We start from the raw sequence: 18,071 nt of genomic DNA, 5'->3' as shown, positions 1-18,071 counted from the left end.
TGTAGTGGAACCCCTTTGAGTCGCCTTGACTCGCTACCTTTATTTGCGGCGAAAGGAGACGCTATGATTTTCCCTGAGTTGCGCGACCTGCCCCTGCATCGCGTGATGATGCGCACGGTCACAGAATTCGTCGCCGACGAAATGTCGACCTATGCCTCGGCACTGGCCTACCAGATGCTGTTTTCGCTGTTTCCCTTCCTGTTGTTCCTGATCGCCCTGATCGGTTTCCTGCACCTGCCGGACTTTTTCACCTGGCTGCGCCTGCAGTCGGAGCTGGTGTTGCCGCCCCAGGCCCTGGACCAGGTCAACCCGGTGATCGACCAGTTGCAGCAATCCAAGGGCGGCCTGCTCTCGGTGGGTATCGTCATTGCCCTGTGGACCGCCTCGGCCGGCGTGCGCCTGATGATGAGCGCGATGAACGCCGCCTACGACGTGCTCGAGGGACGGCCGATCTGGAAGCGTTTTCCGCTGTCGATCTTCTACACCGTCGGCATCGCCGTGATGCTGCTGGCCGCCGCCGCGCTGATGGTGCTCGGGCCGCAGGTGATGAGCTGGCTGGCGGCGCAGATCGGCATGCAGGAGTACGTGGTCACGCTCTGGACCTGGCTGCGCTGGCCGGTGGTGGTGCTGCTGCTGATGTTCGCCGTGGCCCTGATGTACTACGTGATGCCGGACGTGAAGCAGAAATTCCGCTTTATCACCCCGGGCTCGGTGCTCGCGGTGGTGGTCTGGATCGTCGCGTCCCTGGGCTTCGGCTATTACGTGAAAACCTTCGCCGACTACAACGCAATGTATGGCAGTATCGGGGCGATCATCGTCCTGCTGCTGTACTTCTATATTTCCGCGGCGGTCCTGTTGCTGGGGGCTGAAATGAATGCGGTGATCGAACACATGTCGTCCGAAGGCAAGAATCCTGGCGAAAAGGACTTCCACGAGCATGACGACACCCTGCCTATCTCCGGATTGGGGCGGGACCACTCCCTCAAGCCGACTATTGACGAAACCTGATCATGATCCGTGAAATCCTGAAAATGGGCGATGAGCGCCTGCTGCGTATCGCTCCGCCGGTGCCGCCGGAATTGTTCAACAGCAAGGAGCTGTGGGAGCTGATCGACGATATGTTCCAGACCATGGAGCACGTCGGTGGCGTCGGCCTGGCCGCGCCGCAGATCGGCGTCGACCTGCAACTGGTGATCTTCGGTTTCGAGCATAGCGAACGTTATCCGGACGCCGAGGCGGTGCCGCAGACCATCCTGATCAACCCGCTGATCACGCCCCTGGGGCCGCAGCTGGAAGAAGGCTTTGAAGGTTGCCTTTCGGTACCGGGCCTGCGCGGCGCGGTGGACCGCTACTCGCGTATCCGCTACGAAGGCTTCACGCCCAATGGCGAACCGCTGGTGCGGATCGCCGAGGGCTTCCACGCCCGTGTGGTGCAACACGAATGCGACCACCTGATCGGCCGCCTATACCCGTCGCGGATCAGCGACTTCAGCAAATTCGGTTTCACCGAAGTGCTGTTCCCCGACCTGGACCCGACGGCGGACGATTGACCGCCGAAGTTTCCAGTTTCCCTTACTGGGCCGCCACCTTGCCGGGTTTGACGAAGCGCAGGGTCAGGCGGTCCGATTCGCCGATGGCCACATACTTGGCCCGGTCCTGGTCACCCAGCCTCAGCGACGGCGGCAAGGTCCAGACGCCGCCGGGGTAGTCCTTGGTGTCCTTGGGGTTGGCGTTGATTTCGCTCTGGCCTTCCAGTGCGAAGCCGGCATCGGTGGCCAGTTTCACCACGTAGGCGGTGGGCAGGTAGCCGCTTTGCTTGATACTGGCCAGGTCCGCGCCGTCCTTGGCCCGGTGATCCACCACACCAAGCACGCCGCCCGGCTTCAGTACCTTGAAGAAGGCGCTGAACATCGCCGGGGCGTCATCGGCCATGACCCAGTTGTGCACATTGCGGAAGGTCAGCACGCGGTCCGCCGAGCCAGGCTTGCCGAACACCGGTGCCTGGGGATCGAACTCGACCACGCCGGCCTTGGCGTAGTGGCTCGGGTCCTTGGCGAATTTCTGCTTCAGGTTGTCGGCCGAGCGTTTGGCGAACTCACTGGTCGCGGGCGCCTGCACGGCCGCAATGTAATGGCCGTGGTCCTTGAGCAGCGGCGCGAGCACTTCGCTGTACCAGCCACCGCCGGGGGTGATTTCGATCACCGTCTGGTTGGCCTGCAAACCGAAGAACTGCAAGGTTTGTTGGGGATGGCGGTAGCCGTCGCGAGCGCTGTTTTCCGGCGCTCGCCACGGGCCTGCGAGAACCTTGGCGTATTGTGCGTCGGTGATGGCGCTATTGGCGGTGGCGGCCTGGCTGGCGAGAGGGGCGAGAAGGGCGGTCAAGGATAAAGCCACGAGCGTGCGTTTCATGATCATCCTGGTAAAAACGAGTGTGGGTTGGAGGCTAGCACGGGCAAATGCACCGCCGATCACACATTTTGCGCAGTCGACCTCACCAACGGTTCTATACCCAGGGCAATCATCGGCTTGCTGCGTGAGTAGCGCGCCAGACGCTCCGCCAGCGGCTGGGGCAGGGTCGGGTCGCCGCGGAAACCCAGGCGTTCATAGAACCCGCGCAGTTCGGGATGGCAGAACAGCCAGACCGGGCCGCAGCAGTTGCCGAGCGCCTGTTGCACCAATTGCGCGGCGATGCCCTGGCCGCGTCGTGATGGGGCGACAAACAGCCCGGTAAGCCAATGTCCCTGGGCAATCGGGGTCAGCGACAACCCGCCGATGATCTCCCCTTGCCGCGCCACCCACGGCTGTCCGTCGCTGGCCGAACGCATCGACGAGTTGTGCGCGCGGTAGAACTTGTTCAGCAGTGGCCGTAGCGCTTCCGGCAGTGGGGCGTAGTCGGGATTGGGCATGGCATTTATTATCGCTGGAGGGGGGGCTGGCGCGGGATTATAAAAGAGCCGAAGTGCTCGGATGGGTGTATACCTGAGTCTACATCCATCTGGAGTACGCATCATGAGCAAGGGCATGGATTCAAAAAAAGCCACCAAGAAGAAACCCGCCAAGAGCGCCGACGAAAAGCGTGCGGCGAAGAAGGTCAAGAAGGTCGATGTGCTCGGCCATTGAGGGATCTAAGGATATAACCAATCGATCTGCAAGATTTTCCGCCGGTAATCCACATCAGGGGATAAAGCCGGGGTTTATCCATCGGCTGAACCTGTGTGAAGCCGACCGATGCCCAATTATCTTGATGTTGCCCAACGCGAAGAAATCCTGCACCTGAAACAGACCTTCACCGGCCGTACCGAATGGCCGACCTGGCTATTGCTGATCGGTGTCTATTCAAGCTGGTTCGCCGTGCTGCTGGCCAGTCCCTGGCTCGGCCTGTGGCCGAGCACGCTCTTGCTGATTCCCATCGTCACGCTGTGGATGTCGGTGCAGCACGAATTGCTGCACGGTCATCCGACCCGTTTCGTCTGGCTGAACAAGCTGATGGGTTATGCGCCGTTCGCCGTCTGGTATCCCTACACCCTCTATCGTGACAGCCACCTGTTGCATCACCGCGACGAGGACCTGACCTTGCCCGGTGTCGACCCGGAAAGCCGCTATTTCCGTCAGCAGGATTGGCAGCGCCGCTCGGCTCTGCAACGCAGCGTGCACTATTTGAACAAGACGGTCCCGGGACGCCTGCTGCTGGGAGCGCCACTGGCCTTGTTCGGCCTGGTCAAGGAGGAAGGCCAGCGCCTGCGCCGTGGCGAGCGCCAGGCCTGGCTGATGTGGCTGACCCACGGCACGCTGACCTTGTTGATGCTGGCGTTTATCGCCCATTACAGCCTGATCCCGGTCTGGCATTACTTGCTGCTGATCAGCGTCCCGGCGCTGTCGGTGGGGGCGCTGCGGTCTTTCTATGAACACCGCCCGAGTACCTTGCCGGAGCAACGCACGGTGCTCAACGAAGCGGGCTGGCCCTGGCGTTGGTTGTTCCTCAATCTGAACCTGCATCTGGTGCACCACGACCTGCCGAAACTGCCCTGGTATTTCCTGCCGCGGGTCTACTACGCGCGACGCGACGCCTGGTTGGCGCGCAGTGGTGGCTACCTGGTAAAAGGCTATGGCGAGCTGGCGCGACGGCATGCGCTGCAAGTCGTCGATAGCCCACGGCATCCGTTTGCCTGAGGACGATTCATGACTCACCGTTATGCAGAACTGTTGATGTATGTGGCGCCGCAGGAAGTGCGGGAGGCCAACGAGCGCTGGATCGAGCGGATTGTGGAAAAGCTCGGTGTGCGCCGGGGCTCTGCCCAGGATCTGGACTTGATGCAGCTCTGGCTATCCCCACAACTGCTGTTCACCCAGACCTGCGGGTATCCGCTGATGAGCCTGTTGCGCGGTCAGGTCAAGGTGATCGGGCGTCCGCGTTATGAGCTGGAATACGCCTCGGGCGGTGACCATTGCAGTCTGTTGCTGAGTCGTGAAAGCGAGGGCCGTCGTACCCTGGAAGACTTCTACGACAGCCGCGGCGTGATCAACGACGAAGGCTCCAATAGCGGGATGAACCTGCTGCGACATGCCCTGGCACCCCTGCATCAGGACGGTCGGTTCTTCGCCAGTGTCGGGCAGAGTGGCGCTCACCGCGAAAGCCTGCGCTGGTTGCGCGAGGGCCTGGCCGACCTGGCGGCGGTGGACAGTGTGACCTTCGCCTACCTGGCACGTTTTGCAGCCCATGAGGTGGCCGGATTGAGAGTGGTGGCGCGTAGCGCCTTGAGTCCGTGCCTGCCTTACATCACCCATGCCGGGTCGAGCGTCGAGGAGATCGAACGCATTCGGGCAGCGATGAACCTGGCGCTGCAGGCACTTCCCGATGTCGCGGCGACGTTGGGTTTGAGTGAAGTGTTGCCGGCGAGCGAGGCGGACTATCAGGTCTTGCTGGATTACCGGGACGAGGCCCGGGCGCTGGGATTTGCGTCAATTTATTAAATAGCCAAATAGAATATTAAAATAGTTTTTAAGTATTATTAAAGAATAAGCCGTGTTGGTAGGATCCCTGCCACCGGACCACCGGACATACAGCGCATCTCTCTTCAATTGGAGCCACTATGTCCGGCGCCGACACACCTCACCGCGATTACGTGGGCGGATTGTTCCGTAGTCATTACCCATGGCTGTGCGCCCGTTTGCGCCGCCACCTGGATTCCAGCGCCAGCGCCGAAGACATCGCCGCCGACACTTTCGTCCAGTTGCTGATGGCCCCCGACGCCGTGCCGATTCGTCAGCCACGGGCGCTGCTGACCACTATTGCCCAGCGCCTGATGTACCAGCTCTGGCGCCGCCGCGACCTGGAGCGCGCCTACCTCGATGCCTTGCAACAGGCCCCCGACGTCGAAGTGCCGTCGCCTGAAGACCTGGCCCAGATGCTCGAAGCCCTGGAAAACATCGACTGCCTGCTCGACGGTCTGCCGGACAAGGTCAAGGCCACCTTCCTGCTGTCCCAGGTCAATGGCCTGACCTATCCCGAGATCGCCGCCGAGCTGGGCATTTCCCAACGCTCGGTCAGCGACTACATGACCCGGGCCATCAGCCGCTGCCTGCGCGCGAGGAGCGATTGAGATGAGCCGCGAGCCGCAAGACCCGCTGATCGAAGAGGTCACCCGCTGGATCGTCCTGCTGCATTCCGGTCATGCCAGCGACGCCGACCAGCGCGCCTACCGCCACTGGCGCAGCCAGGACCCGCGTCGCGAGCAGCTTTGCAGCCAACTGGAAACCCGCCTCGGGGTGTTCCGCATTCCCATCGCCCAGGGCGTCGATGCGCAATTGCTGCAACGCACCCTGAGCGCGCCGCCCAACCGCCGCAAGGTTTTGCAGGGTGCGCTGGCCGGAGTCGGTGTGATCCTCGGTGTCGCTCTCCTGGCCCGTGACGGCGGCCTGCCGCTGGCCGAACTGAGCGCCGACTTGCGCACCGGCACCGCCGAGCGCCGCAGCCTGGAGCTGCCGGATGGCAGCCGCTTGCAGCTCAACGCGCAAAGCGCCGCCGATATCGATTTCAGTCCCCGGCAGCGGCAACTCCGGCTGTTGGACGGTGAACTGCTGGCGCAGGTCGCCAATGACGCGGCCCGGCCTTTTGTCGTGCAGACCACCCAGGCGCGGGTGCACGCCTATGGCAATCGCTTGCAGGTGCGCGAAAGGGCCGGCAGCGGCCATGTCGTCGCGCTCAGCGGTGCCCTGGAAATCCACGGACCCGCCGGCGAATACCTGCAATTGCCGAGCGGTCACGAGGTGTCCTACGACCGCTATCGATTCGGCCCGATCCTGCCCAGTCGTATGGGGGCCACGGCCTGGGTCGAGGGACTGCTGGAAGTGCGCGACGCGGCACTGTCCGAGGTGATCGAGGCTTTGCGCCCTTATCGCCCGGGTGTGCTGAGACTGGACCCGGCCATCGCGCAACTGCGGGTCAGCGGTCTGTTCCGGCTGGACAACCCGCAGCAGGTACTCGACACCCTGGCCCGCACCTTGCCGATTCGTATCGCCCGGCACACCGACCTGTGGGTGACCTTGAGCCCGGCCTAGGCGCTTGGTTCTAAGACCATAACCAAAGGGTCTGCAAGTTTTTCGTCGGCCATTGCACATCACTCCCGTAAGCGCTGCCGAGGGAGCAGCGCTGTTCGATTCCATGGGGGGAATCACTTTGCGTCCGTACAACACCAACACAGCAGCACGCCGTTCACTGCGCAGTTTTGCCATCGCACCCTTGGCCGGGCTGTTTCTCACCTGTGCCTACGGCGCCGAAGAAGCCCGGCAGGAATATCACATCGCACCCGGTCCGCTGGACGAGGTGCTGCTCAATATCAGCCGGCAAAGCGGCCAGGTGATTTCCTTCACGCCGCAACTGAGCAACTACTCGTCGGCCCAGGTGGACGGTTCCCTGTCGGCCCAGCAGGCGGTGAACGAAGCCCTGCGCGGGACCGGCCTGCAATTGCAGGTCAGCCCCGAAGGCGCGTTCATCATCAAGGAGGGCGCCGCTTCGAGCCAGGCTGCCAGCACCGCCAAGGCCGCTGCGCGCAGCAGCGATGCCGCCGCGCCGACCCTCGACCGGGTGGTCGCCATCGGCACACGGCGCAGCGATGCCACGGCCCTGACCAGCACCGCGCCGGTGGACGTGATCAACGCCGAGGAGCTCAAGCAGACCGGTGCCACCAGCCTCAACCAGGCCTTGTTCCAACTGCTGCCGTCCTTCAACTTTCCGCAGAACCAGAGTGCGACCCGTGGCCAGGATCCCAAGGGCGCGTCCTTGCGCGGGTTGGCCCCGGACCAGACCCTGGTACTGATCAACGGCAAGCGCCGGCATGCCTCGGCGGTGGTGAACATCTCCGGCGGCGTGCCCTTCGTGGGCGCGCAGCCGGTGGACCTGGACATGATCCCGATCAGCGCCATCGACCATGTCGAAGTGCTGCGCGACGGCGCCTCGGCGCAATACGGCTCCGACGCCATCGCCGGGGTGATCAACATTGTGCTCAAGGAGCGCGACAGCGGCGGCCAGATCAATACCCAACTGGGAAAATTCGCCCAGGGCGACGGTTTCTCCAAGGCCGCAGACGGCTGGTATGGCGTGGGCCTGCCGGGGGATGGTTTCCTGACCCTGAGTTTCAACAGCCTGAACAACAAACCCGATGATATCGGCGACAGCTACCAGGCCAACGGCCAGACCCAGGACCCACGCTGGGGCGGTGCCGGACGCGACAAGTACAACCTGGCGGCCAACGCCGAGATCGGCTTGAGCGATCAATGGCGTCTCTACAGCTTTGCCACCTTCGGCCAGGACACCTCGGTCAACAACACGCCGCCGTTGCTGGCGGGCAACCCGAACAACGTGGCGGCGATCTACCCCAATGGCACCATTCCCAAGTACCGCTATCGCTATGAAGACGGCGCGCTGACCGTCGGTTCGCGCTACGAGGATGCGAGCCTGGGGCGCTTCGACCTGAGCGCCACCTACGGTCGCGATACCCATGACGAAACCGCGTTCGACACGGTCAACCCGAGCTTCGGCGCGGCCAGCCCGACCCGCTTCAATGTCGCCACGCTGATCAACGAACAGACCAACCTGACCCTGGACTACGCCAAGGACCTGGATGTGGATTGGTCAAAACATCCGCTGACGGTTTCCGCCGGTGTTGCCTATCGCAACGAGCGTTATCGCCTGGAGGCGGGTGATGCCGATTCCTACTCCTTCGGTGGCATCAACGGTGTCCAGGTCGGCGCGGTGCAGGCTTCTGGCCTGACGCCGGAGGACGCCGGAACCTACAGCCGCAATGTCGGCGGGGTGTATTTCGGCCTGGAAAACCAGCTCACCGACAAATTCCAGTTCGGCCTGGCCGGGCGTACCGAGCACTATTCGGACTTCGGTTCGGCCACCACCGGCAAGGTCTCGGCGCGCTATGACTTCACCCCACGGGTCGGCCTGCGGGCCACGGTGAACAACGCCTATCGCGCCCCGACCCTGGGCCAGATCGGCACCTCCTGGACCACCACCACCAACGTCGACTCCAACGGCAACCCGGTGCTGACCCGCATGCTGCCCGCCGACAACCCGGCGGCGCGGGCGTTGGGCGCACAGCCGCTGAAACCGGAAAAATCCACCAACTTCTCCCTCGGCCTGGTGCTGCGTCCTACCGACCAGGCCTCGCTGACCATCGACGCCTACCAGATCAGCATTCGCGATCGCCTGCTCTACAGCGGCGGTATCTCGGGGCCCCAGGCCGAGCAGATCCTCCAGGCCGCCGGCTACGGCCAGTACACCTGGGCGCAGTTCATGACCAACGCCGCCGACACCCGCACCCGGGGTATCGACATCGTCGGCAAGTACAACCTCGACCTGCAGCAGTTCGGCAGCCTGGACTTGTCGGCGGGCTACACCAAGGCCAAGACCGTGATCGAGCGGATCAACTCCAACCCCTACGGCTTTGATGTGCTGACCCGTGAAGCCCGGGGCTTCCTCGAACACGGCTACCCGGAAGACAAGCTGGTGTTCGGCGCGGTGCATCGCTACGGCGCCTGGACCGTGGCGCTGAACGAGACCCGTTATGGCCAGTACCGCAAGTATGCGACCAGCGATGCCGCGGCGCAGTACGACCAGACCTTCTCGGCGCAATGGACCACCGACCTGGACGTGAACTACGCCTTCACCAAACAGCTGCGGCTGTCGGTGGGCGCCAACAACCTGTTCGACAGCAAGCCGGACACCTTCAACCCGCAACTGCGCCAGACGGCGGGGCAGCAATACAGCTTCCTGTCGCCGGCGGCACCGGAGGGGGCCTTCTACTACACACGGCTGAGCTACGACTTCTGATTTTCAGGGCGACACATCCCTCCCTGGAGGAACGCAATCCCTGTAGGAGCAGGGCTTGCCCGCGAAGAGGCCCTCAAGATCGCTAAAAGCTTCGCGGGCAAGCCCAGCTCCTACAGGTTCGTATTCCAACGGGGGAGTCCCCGTGAAACACAACGATTGACCATGAAAACCAAACCACCACGAGGTGAACATGAAATCCATCAAGACCCTGTTCGGCGGCTCGCTACTGGCCCTGAGCCTGTTGGCCCAGCCGGCACCCGCCGCCGAAAAGAACGCCCCTATCCACTTCGGTGACATCACCTGGGAGAGCGGCAGCCTGATCACCGAAGTCCTGCGACTGATCGTCGAGAAAGGCTACGGCTACTCCACCGATACCCTGCCCGGCAGCACCGTGAGCCTGGAAGCCGCCCTGGCGAAAAACGATATCCAGGTCATCGGCGAAGAGTGGGCCGGACGCAGCCCGGCCTGGGTCAAGGCCGAAAGCGAAGGCAAGGTGTTCGGCGTCGGCGACACCGTCAAGGGCGCCACCGAAGGCTGGTGGGTGCCGGAATACGTGATCAAGGGCGATCCGGCACGGGGCATCAAGCCACTCGCACCGGAGCTCAAATCGGTGGCCGACCTGCCACGCTACAAGGACGTGTTCCGCGACCCGGAGGACCCGTCTCGCGGACGCTTCCTCAACAGCCCGACCGGCTGGACCTCGGAGATCGTCAACAGCCAGAAAATCAAGGCCTATGGCCTGAGCGACAGCTTCGTCAACTTCCGCACCGGCTCCGGCGCGGCGCTGGACGCGGAGGTGGCCTCCTCGGTCAAACGCGGCAAGCCGGTGCTCTTCTACTACTGGTCGCCGACCCCGCTGCTGGGCCGCTTCAACCTGGTCAAGCTGGAAGAGCCGCCGTTCGACGCCGAAGCCTGGAAGACCCTGGCCGACGGCAACAACCCGCACCCCCGTGGTACCCGCTCGATGCCGGCGCACCTGGCGATTGGTGTGTCCGCACCGTTCAAGGCGCAGTACCCGGATCTGGTGGAGTTCTTTGCCAAAGTCGACCTGCCCATCGACCTGCTGAACCGTACCCTGGCCGAGATGGGTGAAAAACGCCTGCCGCCACGCCAGGTCGCCGAAGCCTTCCTGCGTGAGCAGCCACAGGTCTGGAACGCCTGGGTGCCCGCGGCAGTGGCCCAACGTGTGAGTGGCAGCCTGTGATGTTCAAACGGTTATGCCTGTTACTGGGCTTGGGCCTGGCCAGTGCCGGCCCGCTGCTGGCCGCCGATCCCGCCACGGTGCGGATCGGCTACCAGAAGAGTTCGGTGAGCATGGTCCTGGCCCGCGAGCACCATCTGCTGGAGCAGGCGTTGCCCGGCACCCAGGTGCAATGGATCGAGTTTCCCGGCGGTCCGCAACTGATCGAGGCGCTCAACGGCGGCAGTGTCGATATCGGCAACAGCGGTGATATTCCGCCGATTTTCGCCCAGGTCGCCGGCATCGACCTGCTGTATATCGGTGTCGAGCCCAGCGACGGCAAGACCGAGGCGATCATCGTGCCCAAGGACAGTCCGGTGCGGCAACTGGCCGATCTCAAGGGCAAGCGGGTCGCCTTGCTCAAGGGCTCCAGCGCCCACAATCTGTTCCTCAAGAGCCTGGTCAAGGCCGGCCTGAGTCTCAGTGACGTGAACCTGGTCTACCTGTCGCCGGCTGATGCCCGCGCCGCGTTCGAGCAGGGCAAGCTCGATGCCTGGGTGATCTGGGACCCTTACTACTCGGCCGCGCTGATCGATGGTCGGGCGCGTTTGCTCAGCGACGGCCAGGGGCTCAATTCCGGTGGCAGTTTCTATATCGCCAGTGGCACCTTTGCTCGTCAGTATCCGCAGGCTATCGGCCCGTTGCTCAAGGCCTTCGGCGGGGCCCAGCAACTGTCGTTCGACGAGCCGCAGGCGTCCATCGACAGCATGACCCGGGTCCTCGGCCTGCAACGCGGGGTGATCGAGGGCTACTTCGCCCACCGCACCCATGCACCGCTCAAAGCGGTCGACCCGGCGACGATGCTCGACCAGCAACGCACCGCCGACCGTTTCTACGCCAATGGCCTGATTCCCAAGGCGGTCCAGGTCGACCGGATCGTTTTCAAGGCCCCTTGAACCCGCAGAGGAAACCCACTCCATGCAACCTGTCTACATCGATTTTCTCAACGGACTGGACATCGCCGCCCTGGACCTGGGCAACGACGAAATCCTCGCCGCCATCGAAGCCAGCCTGGCCATCCAGGGGCGGGGAGAGGCGGTGATCGAGCCGCGTACCCACCTGATTCCGGGTGGCGGCATCAACGGCCACTTCAATGTGCTGCGCGGCGTGCTGGGCGGCGACATCGGTTATGCCGGGGTCAAGGTGGTCGGCGATTTCGTCGACAACTACCGCAAGGGGCTGCCGTCGGAACTGGCGATCCTCAACCTGCTCGACCCGGCCACCGGGGTGCCCAAGGCGATTCTCGATGCTTCGGCGATCACCGATATGCGCACCGGCGCGGTCACCGCCATCGGCGCCAAGTACCTGGCCAATCCCGGCAGCAAGGTGCTCGGGCATATCGGTGCGCGGGGCACGGCCTACTGGAATGTGCGCCTGCTCGATCATCTGTTCGACTTCGACGAGATCCGCGTGCATTCGCGGCGCGAGGAAAGCCGCGAGGCCTTTGCCGAAAAACTGCGCCGCGACTTGGGCAAGCCGGTCACCGTGACCCATGACTGGGAAAGCACCGTGCGCGGTGCCGATATCGTGGTCGAGGCCTCGCGCCTGGACCAGCCGCAACCGCTGTTGCGTACCGAGTGGATCAAGCCCGGAGCCTTTGTCGTGCCCTACGGCACCATGAGCGCGGTGGAGCTGTCGCTGACCGATATCATGAGCAAGCTGGTGGTGGACGATTGGGGCCAGTGCAAGGGTGGCATGTTCGGTTCACTGCGGGCTCATGTGGAGGCGGGCAAGCTCAGTGAGCAGACCCTGCACGCCGAGCTGGGGCAGATCGTCGCGGGCTTGAAGAGCGCCCGGCAGAGCCCCGAGGAAACCATTCTGTTCTGGCACCGGGGCCTGAGTCTGAGTGATATCGCCCTGGGGCATGCGTTGTTGCAGAAGGCGACGCGTCTGGGGATCGGCCAGCGATTGAGGTTCGCATGACGGCGGTCGAGCTGGACGGACAAGGTCTGGCGCTGGAGGACTGGCTGCGGGTGGTACGCGATGGCGCGCCGCTGGTTTTCAGTACCGCCGCGCGCCAGCGGATCGCCGACGGGCATGCCTTGTTGCTGTCTCGCGCCGAAGCCGGGGAGGCGATCTATGGCGTGACCACCGGCCTCGGCGCGGCGGTGGATGTGCGTTTGCCGCTGGATGATGGGCAGCTGCAGCAGCTTATTCCCCTGGGGCGCGCGGTGGGTGTCGGACGCCTGGCGAGTGCCGAGGAGGTGCGGGCGATTCTGTGCTCGCGCCTGGCGGGATTGGCCCAGGGCCGCTCGGGGATTTCCCCGGCCACGGCGGATGCGTTGCTGAGCTTGCTTGAGGCCGGGATCTATCCCGAGGTGCCGTTGACCGGCTCCATTGGCGAAAGTGATCTGGCGCCGCTGGCCCATCTGAGCCTGGCCTTGCTTGGGCAGGGGGGGGTGAGCTGGCGCGGCGAGCGTTTGTCGGCGGCCGAGGCGCTTTCGCGCAATGGGCTTGAGCCGGCCCGGTTGATCGGCAAGGACGGTCTGGCGCTGGTCTCGGCGAATGCTGTCAGCATCGGATTGGGCGCCCTATTGGTGGCTGAGGCTGAGCGGGCGCTGGAGACTTTGCTGGCGGCCTTGGCGCTGTCCTGCGAGGGCTATCGCGCCAACCTCAGTCCGTTCCAGCCCTGGGCGTCGCGTTTGCGTCCGGCGGCGGGGCAGAGCGAAGCCTCGGCGGCCTTGCTGGCGTTGCTGGCCGCCGGCGAGCTGAATGAAGAAGGGGCGGCGAGGCGCTTGCAGGACCCCTTGAGTTTTCGCTGTGCAACCGTGGTCCAGGGCTCGGCGCTTCAGGCGTGGCAGCAGTTGCGCGATACCGTGGCGCTGGAGTTGGCGAGTGGCGCGGACAACCCGGCCTTGATCGTCGAGGCGCAGAGTGTGTTGGCCAATGCCAATTTCGACAGTACCCACCTGGCCTTGGCCGGGGAGGGACTGGGCCTGGCCTTCAGTCGGCTGGCGGCCTGTTCGGCGGAGCGCATGGCCAAGCTGCTGTCGCCGGGCTCCAGCGAACTGCCGCGCTTTTTGATCGAGCAACCGGGGCATGTGGGCCTGGCGGCCTTGCAGCGCACGGCGTCGGCGTTGGTGGCGAAGATCGGCCATCTGGCCAATCCGTTGCCGGCGGTGAGCATTGCGGTGGCGGATCGGGTGGAGGATTACGCCGGACAGGCACTGGCGGTGATCGAGAAAACCCGTGAGCTGACACGGCACCTGACCACGCTGGCGGCCATCGAGCTGATTGTCGCGGCGCAGGCGGTGGACCTGCGCGGCGCATTGCGTCTGGGGGAGGGCAGTGGGGCGATCTACCGGGCAGTGCGCAGTCAGGTGGCGCGGCTCGACCATGATCGCCCAACTGCCTGGGATGTCGAGGCGTTGCTGGGATTGATCGAGACGCGGGGGATCACCTGATGACTCAGGCCGCCAGTTCTACCGCCAGCGCAGCGATCACCGCCGGGCGCTGATCGATCCTGGCCATGAATCGTTGCAGTGCCGGCCACGGTCCCAGGTCCAGGCCAAGGAAGGCCGTCCAGCGCAGCACGGTGAACAGGTAGGCATCGGCCACGCTGAAGTGCTCGCCCAGCAGGTAGTCGCGCTGCTCCAGCGTCGTGCTCAGCAAGGCGAAACGCTTGTACAGCTTCTCCCGGAAAATCGCCTTCACTTCATCCGGTATCGCACTGTTGAACAATGGCCCCATCCCGCCATGCACTTCGCCGGAAATGAAGTTCAGTGCTTCCTGCAAACGTGAGCGCTCCCAGCTGCCATTGAGCGGTGCCAGTTCGGCCTCGGGCTTGAGATCCGCGAGAAACTGCACGATGGCCACGCCTTCGGTGAGCACCTGGCCATTGTCCAATTGAAGGGCGGCCACATAACCCTTGGGATTGATCTTGAGGAAGTCCTCTCCGTGCTCGGTGACTTTGCTCTGGTTGTCGACCCGTACCAGTTCGAAGGGCAGGCCCAGCTCGCGCAGGACAATATGCGGTGACAGCGAGCAGGTGTTTGGGACGTAGTACAGCTTCATGACAATGAGACTCCCTGAATAGGAACTGTGTTCAGCCTTGACGGCCTTGGCGAGCGGCAGTGTCATATGGCGCCCTGACCTGGGTAAAATTAATTCTTGAGAAACCAGCCATAAGGTCAGCTACTGTCATGATGAATCTGCTGCATTGGCGTTTACTGGTAGCGGTACTCGATACCGGCACCCTGACCCGGGCCGCCGAACAGGTTGGCATGACCCAATCGGCGGCCAGCCAGGCGCTGGCGGCGATGGAGCAGATCCTCGGCGTCCAGCTGTTCACCCGCCATGCCCGCGAGTCATTGCCCACCGCCATCGGCCAACAGGTCCTGGCCCAGGCGCGGGTGATGCTTGCGGCTCTGGAAAACATTCGCCAGTTGGTCGACAGCGAGAAAGGACTGGTCGGTGGCAGTATTCGCCTGGCGAGTTTTCCGATGATCCTGGGCTCCTTGCTGCCACCGCTGTTGCGTCAGTTCCGCCAGCGCCATCCCGGTATCGAAGTGGTGGCGCTGGAGGTCAGCGACCATGAAGTGCAGGCCATGCTCGCCAATGACACCGTGGATGTCGGCGTGGTGCTCAACCCCGACATCGAAAGTGGCGCTCTGGAGCTGGGGCACGACACCTGGGTCGCGGTGGTTCCCATGGCCCATCGACTGGCCGCCAGGGGCGCCGATGGCTGCGTGAGCCTGGCCGAGTTGGTCGCAGAACCCTTTGTACTGGCGACCGGCGGTTGCGCGGTCAACGCCCGGAGCATTGCCGGCGAAATCGGCCTGTCGCTGCAGGATATTCGCGTCGAGGTCCGTGAGTGGAGCAGCGCCTACACCCTGGTGCGGGAAAACCTCGGCGTGACGCTGGTTCCCGAACTGGCCCTGCCTGCCGAGCGCAAGGGCCTGCGGGTGTTGCGCCTGGAGGTGCCGATCGAACGACGCTTCGGCTTGCTGCCGTCGGCCGTGGGGGCTCGCTCGGCGGCGGTACAGGCCTTGTTCGAAATGTTGCGCTGATCTACGGGGATCGGTATCGAATAAGCTGGCAACAGTTGGTTGCTGGCCACTGGTTTTTGCAGGAGCCGGCTTGCCGGCTGGACGTCAGCGATAACGCGGCAAGCCTGACACCCTGCGGTGCTTGGGCTGTCATCGCCGGCAAGCCGGCTCCCACTGAATCTGGGAACCGTGCCGGTCGGTTTACTGGCTGGCGGTGGCCAGGAAGGCTCCGGCCGCCTGCTGGTCGGCAGGGTTGGCCTTGTTGTCCGCGGTCTTCGCGTTGAACTCCATCTTCATGCGCTCGGCAATCTTGTCTTCGATGCCTTTCTGTTTTTCCGGCGACATGCTTTTCAGGTCGTCCTCGGTCAGTCCCTCTTCCTTGAGTATCTGATCACGGATGCGTTGGGCCACCGGCTTGCTCATGTAGTCCTTGAAGGCCTTCATCGCGTCGCTGTCGTTGCTCGCGGCGGCAGGCGGGGCCGTGCGGGTCGTCGGTGCGGTGGCGGTCAGGGTCGCCGGAAGCGCGACGGTCGGCACTGCCGCCTGCAACTGCACACGGGTCTTGGCGAAGGCCGCATTGACGTTGTCGGCGATCTGGTCCGCGGCGTTCTGGGTGCCGGGGACGGTGCTGGCTGCACTGGCCGCCTGGGCATTCTGGATAAAACCACTGGACAGCGCGTTGGCGGCAGCGGTGGTCGGGTCCTGGTCCGTGCGATGGCTGGGCTGAACCACTGGGTTATAACGGGCATTGATCAACATGGGATAAACCCCTGAATGAGGGAACATGATCCGTGCGAGCAATTTGTATGCCTGTTGGTACAAACCCTGGTTTATCAAAGCCTGACGGATACATGCCGGGCAAAAAGGCGGCGGCAGGCGGAGGCACCTTGCCGCCTGGGTTGCCGCTCCCGGCAGTGCGCTTGCGGCTTCAGCGGATCGGCAGGTCGAACTCGCGGAACGCGTCGTCCACCGGTTGATAACCCAGTACCCGGACGGTCTCGCTCAGGTCCAGGCGCTTGAAGCGGTTGTTGGAAATACCGTGGGCCACCAGGTGTTGCACGCCTTTGACCTCGATGGCCTTCTGCAACAACTGCACGGCGTCGCGTGGGCTGAGCCAGGCACTCAGGTCGCGGGCGTTGCGCAGGTCATGATCGTCGGGAAACTCGAAGGCGCCGATGCGCAGGACAATGGTCGATAAGCCGTGCCGTGCCGAATAGAACGCACACAGCGCTTCGCCATAACATTTGCTCACCCCGTACAGATTGGCCGGCATCACCGGCATGCCCGGGGTGATCTGCCGGTCCACCGGATAACCCTCGATGGTCTGGGCGCTGCTGGCGAACACCACGCGTTTGCACTGGGCGTTTGCGGCGGCCTCCAGCAGGTAGGTGGTGGCCAGGATATTGTTCGGCAGCAGTTCCTCGAAGGAGGAGTCGGCAAAAGGAATACCCGCCAGGTGCACCACCACGTCGATACCATCGACCAGGGCCGCGAGTTCTTCCTTCTCAGCCATGTCCAGGCGGACAAAGCGGTGCTCGCCGATGGCAAAGTCCGGATGGTGGCGGTCGGCGAGAACAAAGTCGTATTGGTGTTGCGTCGCCTGGAAAAACGTCTTGCCGATACGACCGCAGGCCCCGGTCAGCAATACCTTGAGTAGGTTCATATACAACTTCCGTGTAGGTTTTCTGACCTTAATATGAAGGTTATGTGACGATTAAAGGTAGACCATGGCCACCAGTCTGTCTGGTCAATAAATCTCTGGCTCAGGGTTCGCGTGGCGTTTTAGGATAGTGGCCTGTCGCTTTCATCCAACCCCCTGAGGTCCCCGCTAGATGCACAAGGCATTGCGTAAATTCGGCTGTGTGGCCGGATTGTTGACGCCCTTCTGGTTACTCGTCGCGCTGGCCCTGGCCGGAGCGCTGTATCCGGGTTACAGCCATCTCAACCAGGCCATGAGTGAACTGGGTGCGCTGGGCGCACCGACCCACGAGTTGTCGCCGTTGATCAACAACCTGCCGTTGGGGCTGTTGTTCTTTGCCTTTGGCGTGACGGTCTTTGCCTGTTTCGAAGGGCGCGGCCTGGCGCAGATCAGTGGGGTGCTGATTGCGCTGCACGGCATCGCCAGCCTGTTTACCGGTTACTTTTCCTGCGACGCCGGCTGTGGGTTGCAGCACCCGTCCTTCAGCCAGACCGTGCATAACAGCGCGTGGCTGATGATGTTTCTGACCCTGGTGATCGCCAACGCCCTGTGGGTGTATCTCGCCGCGCGCCTGCTGGGCTCGAAAGCCTTCGCCTGGTTTTCCCTGGCGTGCACCCTGGTGGCCGTGGCGGCCTTGCCGTTGATGGGGCTGGCGGTGGCGGCTGGCGAGGGTTTTGGTCTGTACCAGCGCTTGAACTACGGCGCTTCGGTGGTCTGGATCGGGGTGTTTGCCGCGTTGCTGCTGGTCAGGGAAAAGCGTCGCACCGATCAGGTCTGATGCCGCTCAATCCTCGCTGGGCAGGGGAT

The 18,071-nt window shown here is 63.4% G+C and carries 18 protein-coding genes; 13 read left to right on the top strand and 5 right to left on the bottom strand.

Annotated features, from left to right (window positions below; all coding sequences use genetic code 11):
* Positions 1 to 63 precede the first annotated feature (63 nt).
* Together HX830_RS22280 and def are read left to right on the top strand one after the other, a co-directional pair.
* Complete coding sequence (locus HX830_RS22280; protein ID WP_177102693.1) at positions 64 to 1,008, top strand: YihY/virulence factor BrkB family protein; 945 nt, start codon at positions 64 to 66, stop codon at positions 1,006 to 1,008.
* Between the two features lie 2 nt (positions 1,009 to 1,010).
* Entirely contained in the window at positions 1,011 to 1,550 is a 540-nt protein-coding gene (gene def, locus HX830_RS22275) for a peptide deformylase (protein ID WP_103497594.1), read from the top strand.
* Positions 1,551 to 1,572: 22 nt separating this feature from the next.
* Here the strand turns inward: def and HX830_RS22270 are convergent, their stop codons facing one another.
* Together HX830_RS22270 and HX830_RS22265 are read right to left on the bottom strand one after the other, a co-directional pair.
* Positions 1,573 to 2,409 (bottom strand): class I SAM-dependent methyltransferase, encoded by an 837-nt coding sequence (locus HX830_RS22270; RefSeq protein ID WP_177102691.1) that lies wholly within the window; start codon positions 2,407 to 2,409, stop codon positions 1,573 to 1,575.
* Between the two features lie 59 nt (positions 2,410 to 2,468).
* Positions 2,469 to 2,906: a GNAT family N-acetyltransferase gene (locus tag HX830_RS22265; protein ID WP_177102689.1), complete on the bottom strand. Its 438-nt coding sequence runs from the start codon at positions 2,904 to 2,906 to the stop codon at positions 2,469 to 2,471.
* Positions 2,907 to 3,228: 322 nt separating this feature from the next.
* Between HX830_RS22265 and HX830_RS22260 the strand changes: the two genes are divergently transcribed.
* The 9 genes from HX830_RS22260 to HX830_RS22220 all read left to right on the top strand — a co-directional run bounded on the left by HX830_RS22260 (position 3,229) and on the right by HX830_RS22220 (position 13,981).
* Positions 3,229 to 4,170 (top strand): fatty acid desaturase, encoded by a 942-nt coding sequence (locus HX830_RS22260; RefSeq protein WP_177102687.1) that lies wholly within the window; start codon positions 3,229 to 3,231, stop codon positions 4,168 to 4,170.
* Between the two features lie 9 nt (positions 4,171 to 4,179).
* Positions 4,180 to 4,971, top strand: a complete 792-nt coding sequence (locus HX830_RS22255; protein WP_177102684.1) for a phosphate/phosphite/phosphonate ABC transporter substrate-binding protein — start codon at positions 4,180 to 4,182, stop codon at positions 4,969 to 4,971.
* A 119-nt stretch (positions 4,972 to 5,090) separates the two neighbouring features.
* Complete coding sequence (locus tag HX830_RS22250) at positions 5,091 to 5,600, top strand: sigma-70 family RNA polymerase sigma factor (protein WP_103497589.1); 510 nt, start codon at positions 5,091 to 5,093, stop codon at positions 5,598 to 5,600.
* Between the two features lies 1 nt (position 5,601).
* Positions 5,602 to 6,558 (top strand): FecR family protein, encoded by a 957-nt coding sequence (locus tag HX830_RS22245; protein WP_103497588.1) that lies wholly within the window; start codon positions 5,602 to 5,604, stop codon positions 6,556 to 6,558.
* 103 nt (positions 6,559 to 6,661) lie between these two features.
* Positions 6,662 to 9,337, top strand: coding sequence for a TonB-dependent receptor plug domain-containing protein (locus tag HX830_RS22240; RefSeq protein WP_177102682.1), 2,676 nt, complete (start codon positions 6,662 to 6,664; stop codon positions 9,335 to 9,337).
* A gap of 190 nt (positions 9,338 to 9,527) precedes the next feature.
* Positions 9,528 to 10,541: an ABC transporter substrate-binding protein gene (locus HX830_RS22235; RefSeq protein WP_177102680.1), complete on the top strand. Its 1,014-nt coding sequence runs from the start codon at positions 9,528 to 9,530 to the stop codon at positions 10,539 to 10,541.
* Complete coding sequence (locus HX830_RS22230; protein WP_103498862.1) at positions 10,541 to 11,473, top strand: aliphatic sulfonate ABC transporter substrate-binding protein; 933 nt, start codon at positions 10,541 to 10,543, stop codon at positions 11,471 to 11,473. Before HX830_RS22235 ends, HX830_RS22230 begins: the two co-directional genes overlap by 1 nt.
* A 22-nt stretch (positions 11,474 to 11,495) precedes the next feature.
* Positions 11,496 to 12,500, top strand: coding sequence for an ornithine cyclodeaminase family protein (locus tag HX830_RS22225; protein WP_177102678.1), 1,005 nt, complete (start codon positions 11,496 to 11,498; stop codon positions 12,498 to 12,500).
* On the top strand, positions 12,497 to 13,981 hold the full coding sequence (locus HX830_RS22220) for an HAL/PAL/TAL family ammonia-lyase (protein WP_177102676.1): 1,485 nt from the start codon (positions 12,497 to 12,499) through the stop codon (positions 13,979 to 13,981). The genes HX830_RS22225 and HX830_RS22220 overlap by 4 nt, the downstream gene beginning before the upstream one ends.
* Before the next feature lie 4 nt (positions 13,982 to 13,985).
* Here the strand turns inward: HX830_RS22220 and gstA are convergent, their stop codons facing one another.
* Positions 13,986 to 14,591, bottom strand: a complete 606-nt coding sequence (gstA, locus tag HX830_RS22215) for a glutathione transferase GstA (protein ID WP_177102823.1) — start codon at positions 14,589 to 14,591, stop codon at positions 13,986 to 13,988.
* Positions 14,592 to 14,719: 128 nt separating this feature from the next.
* Between gstA and HX830_RS22210 the strand changes: the two genes are divergently transcribed.
* Positions 14,720 to 15,586 carry a LysR family transcriptional regulator gene (locus tag HX830_RS22210; RefSeq protein ID WP_177102674.1) on the top strand — a complete coding sequence of 289 codons (867 nt, stop codon included), beginning with the start codon at positions 14,720 to 14,722 and terminating at the stop codon, positions 15,584 to 15,586.
* Positions 15,587 to 15,766: 180 nt separating this feature from the next.
* Here HX830_RS22210 and HX830_RS22205 read toward each other — a convergent pair whose 3' ends face one another.
* Both HX830_RS22205 and HX830_RS22200 read right to left on the bottom strand, forming a co-directional pair.
* Complete coding sequence (locus HX830_RS22205) at positions 15,767 to 16,324, bottom strand: hypothetical protein (protein WP_103498858.1); 558 nt, start codon at positions 16,322 to 16,324, stop codon at positions 15,767 to 15,769.
* Between the two features lie 169 nt (positions 16,325 to 16,493).
* Positions 16,494 to 17,228: an NAD-dependent epimerase/dehydratase family protein gene (locus HX830_RS22200; protein ID WP_103498857.1), complete on the bottom strand. Its 735-nt coding sequence runs from the start codon at positions 17,226 to 17,228 to the stop codon at positions 16,494 to 16,496.
* 169 nt (positions 17,229 to 17,397) lie between these two features.
* Here HX830_RS22200 and HX830_RS22195 point away from each other — a divergent pair, with 169 nt between their 5' ends.
* Positions 17,398 to 18,042 (top strand): DUF998 domain-containing protein, encoded by a 645-nt coding sequence (locus HX830_RS22195; protein ID WP_177102672.1) that lies wholly within the window; start codon positions 17,398 to 17,400, stop codon positions 18,040 to 18,042.
* Positions 18,043 to 18,071: the final 29 nt, after the last annotated feature.

Origin of the sequence: Pseudomonas gingeri (assembly GCF_013385425.1) — a bacterium.
GTDB lineage: Bacteria > Pseudomonadota > Gammaproteobacteria > Pseudomonadales > Pseudomonadaceae > Aquipseudomonas > Aquipseudomonas gingeri_D.
This window is presented reverse-complemented; position numbering and strand designations above follow the sequence as displayed.

Bases quoted from the DNA above. Each gene is read 5' to 3' on its own strand.
- gstA (WP_177102823.1), bottom strand. From the start codon at position 14,591: ATGAAGCTGTACTACGTCCCAAACACCTGCTCGCTGTCACCGCATATT.
- HX830_RS22260 (WP_177102687.1), top strand. From the start codon at position 3,229: ATGCCCAATTATCTTGATGTTGCCCAACGCGAAGAAATCCTGCACCTG.
- HX830_RS22210 (WP_177102674.1), top strand. From the start codon at position 14,720: ATGATGAATCTGCTGCATTGGCGTTTACTGGTAGCGGTACTCGATACC.
- HX830_RS22280 (WP_177102693.1), top strand. From the start codon at position 64: ATGATTTTCCCTGAGTTGCGCGACCTGCCCCTGCATCGCGTGATGATG.
- HX830_RS22205 (WP_103498858.1), bottom strand. From the start codon at position 16,324: ATGTTGATCAATGCCCGTTATAACCCAGTGGTTCAGCCCAGCCATCGC.
- HX830_RS22245 (WP_103497588.1), top strand. From the start codon at position 5,602: ATGAGCCGCGAGCCGCAAGACCCGCTGATCGAAGAGGTCACCCGCTGG.
- HX830_RS22200 (WP_103498857.1), bottom strand. From the start codon at position 17,228: ATGAACCTACTCAAGGTATTGCTGACCGGGGCCTGCGGTCGTATCGGC.
- HX830_RS22270 (WP_177102691.1), bottom strand. From the start codon at position 2,409: ATGAAACGCACGCTCGTGGCTTTATCCTTGACCGCCCTTCTCGCCCCT.
- HX830_RS22230 (WP_103498862.1), top strand. From the start codon at position 10,541: ATGTTCAAACGGTTATGCCTGTTACTGGGCTTGGGCCTGGCCAGTGCC.
- HX830_RS22235 (WP_177102680.1), top strand. From the start codon at position 9,528: ATGAAATCCATCAAGACCCTGTTCGGCGGCTCGCTACTGGCCCTGAGC.
- HX830_RS22195 (WP_177102672.1), top strand. From the start codon at position 17,398: ATGCACAAGGCATTGCGTAAATTCGGCTGTGTGGCCGGATTGTTGACG.
- HX830_RS22220 (WP_177102676.1), top strand. From the start codon at position 12,497: ATGACGGCGGTCGAGCTGGACGGACAAGGTCTGGCGCTGGAGGACTGG.
- HX830_RS22225 (WP_177102678.1), top strand. From the start codon at position 11,496: ATGCAACCTGTCTACATCGATTTTCTCAACGGACTGGACATCGCCGCC.
- HX830_RS22240 (WP_177102682.1), top strand. From the start codon at position 6,662: ATGGGGGGAATCACTTTGCGTCCGTACAACACCAACACAGCAGCACGC.
- HX830_RS22250 (WP_103497589.1), top strand. From the start codon at position 5,091: ATGTCCGGCGCCGACACACCTCACCGCGATTACGTGGGCGGATTGTTC.
- HX830_RS22265 (WP_177102689.1), bottom strand. From the start codon at position 2,906: ATGCCCAATCCCGACTACGCCCCACTGCCGGAAGCGCTACGGCCACTG.
- HX830_RS22255 (WP_177102684.1), top strand. From the start codon at position 4,180: ATGACTCACCGTTATGCAGAACTGTTGATGTATGTGGCGCCGCAGGAA.
- def (WP_103497594.1), top strand. From the start codon at position 1,011: ATGATCCGTGAAATCCTGAAAATGGGCGATGAGCGCCTGCTGCGTATC.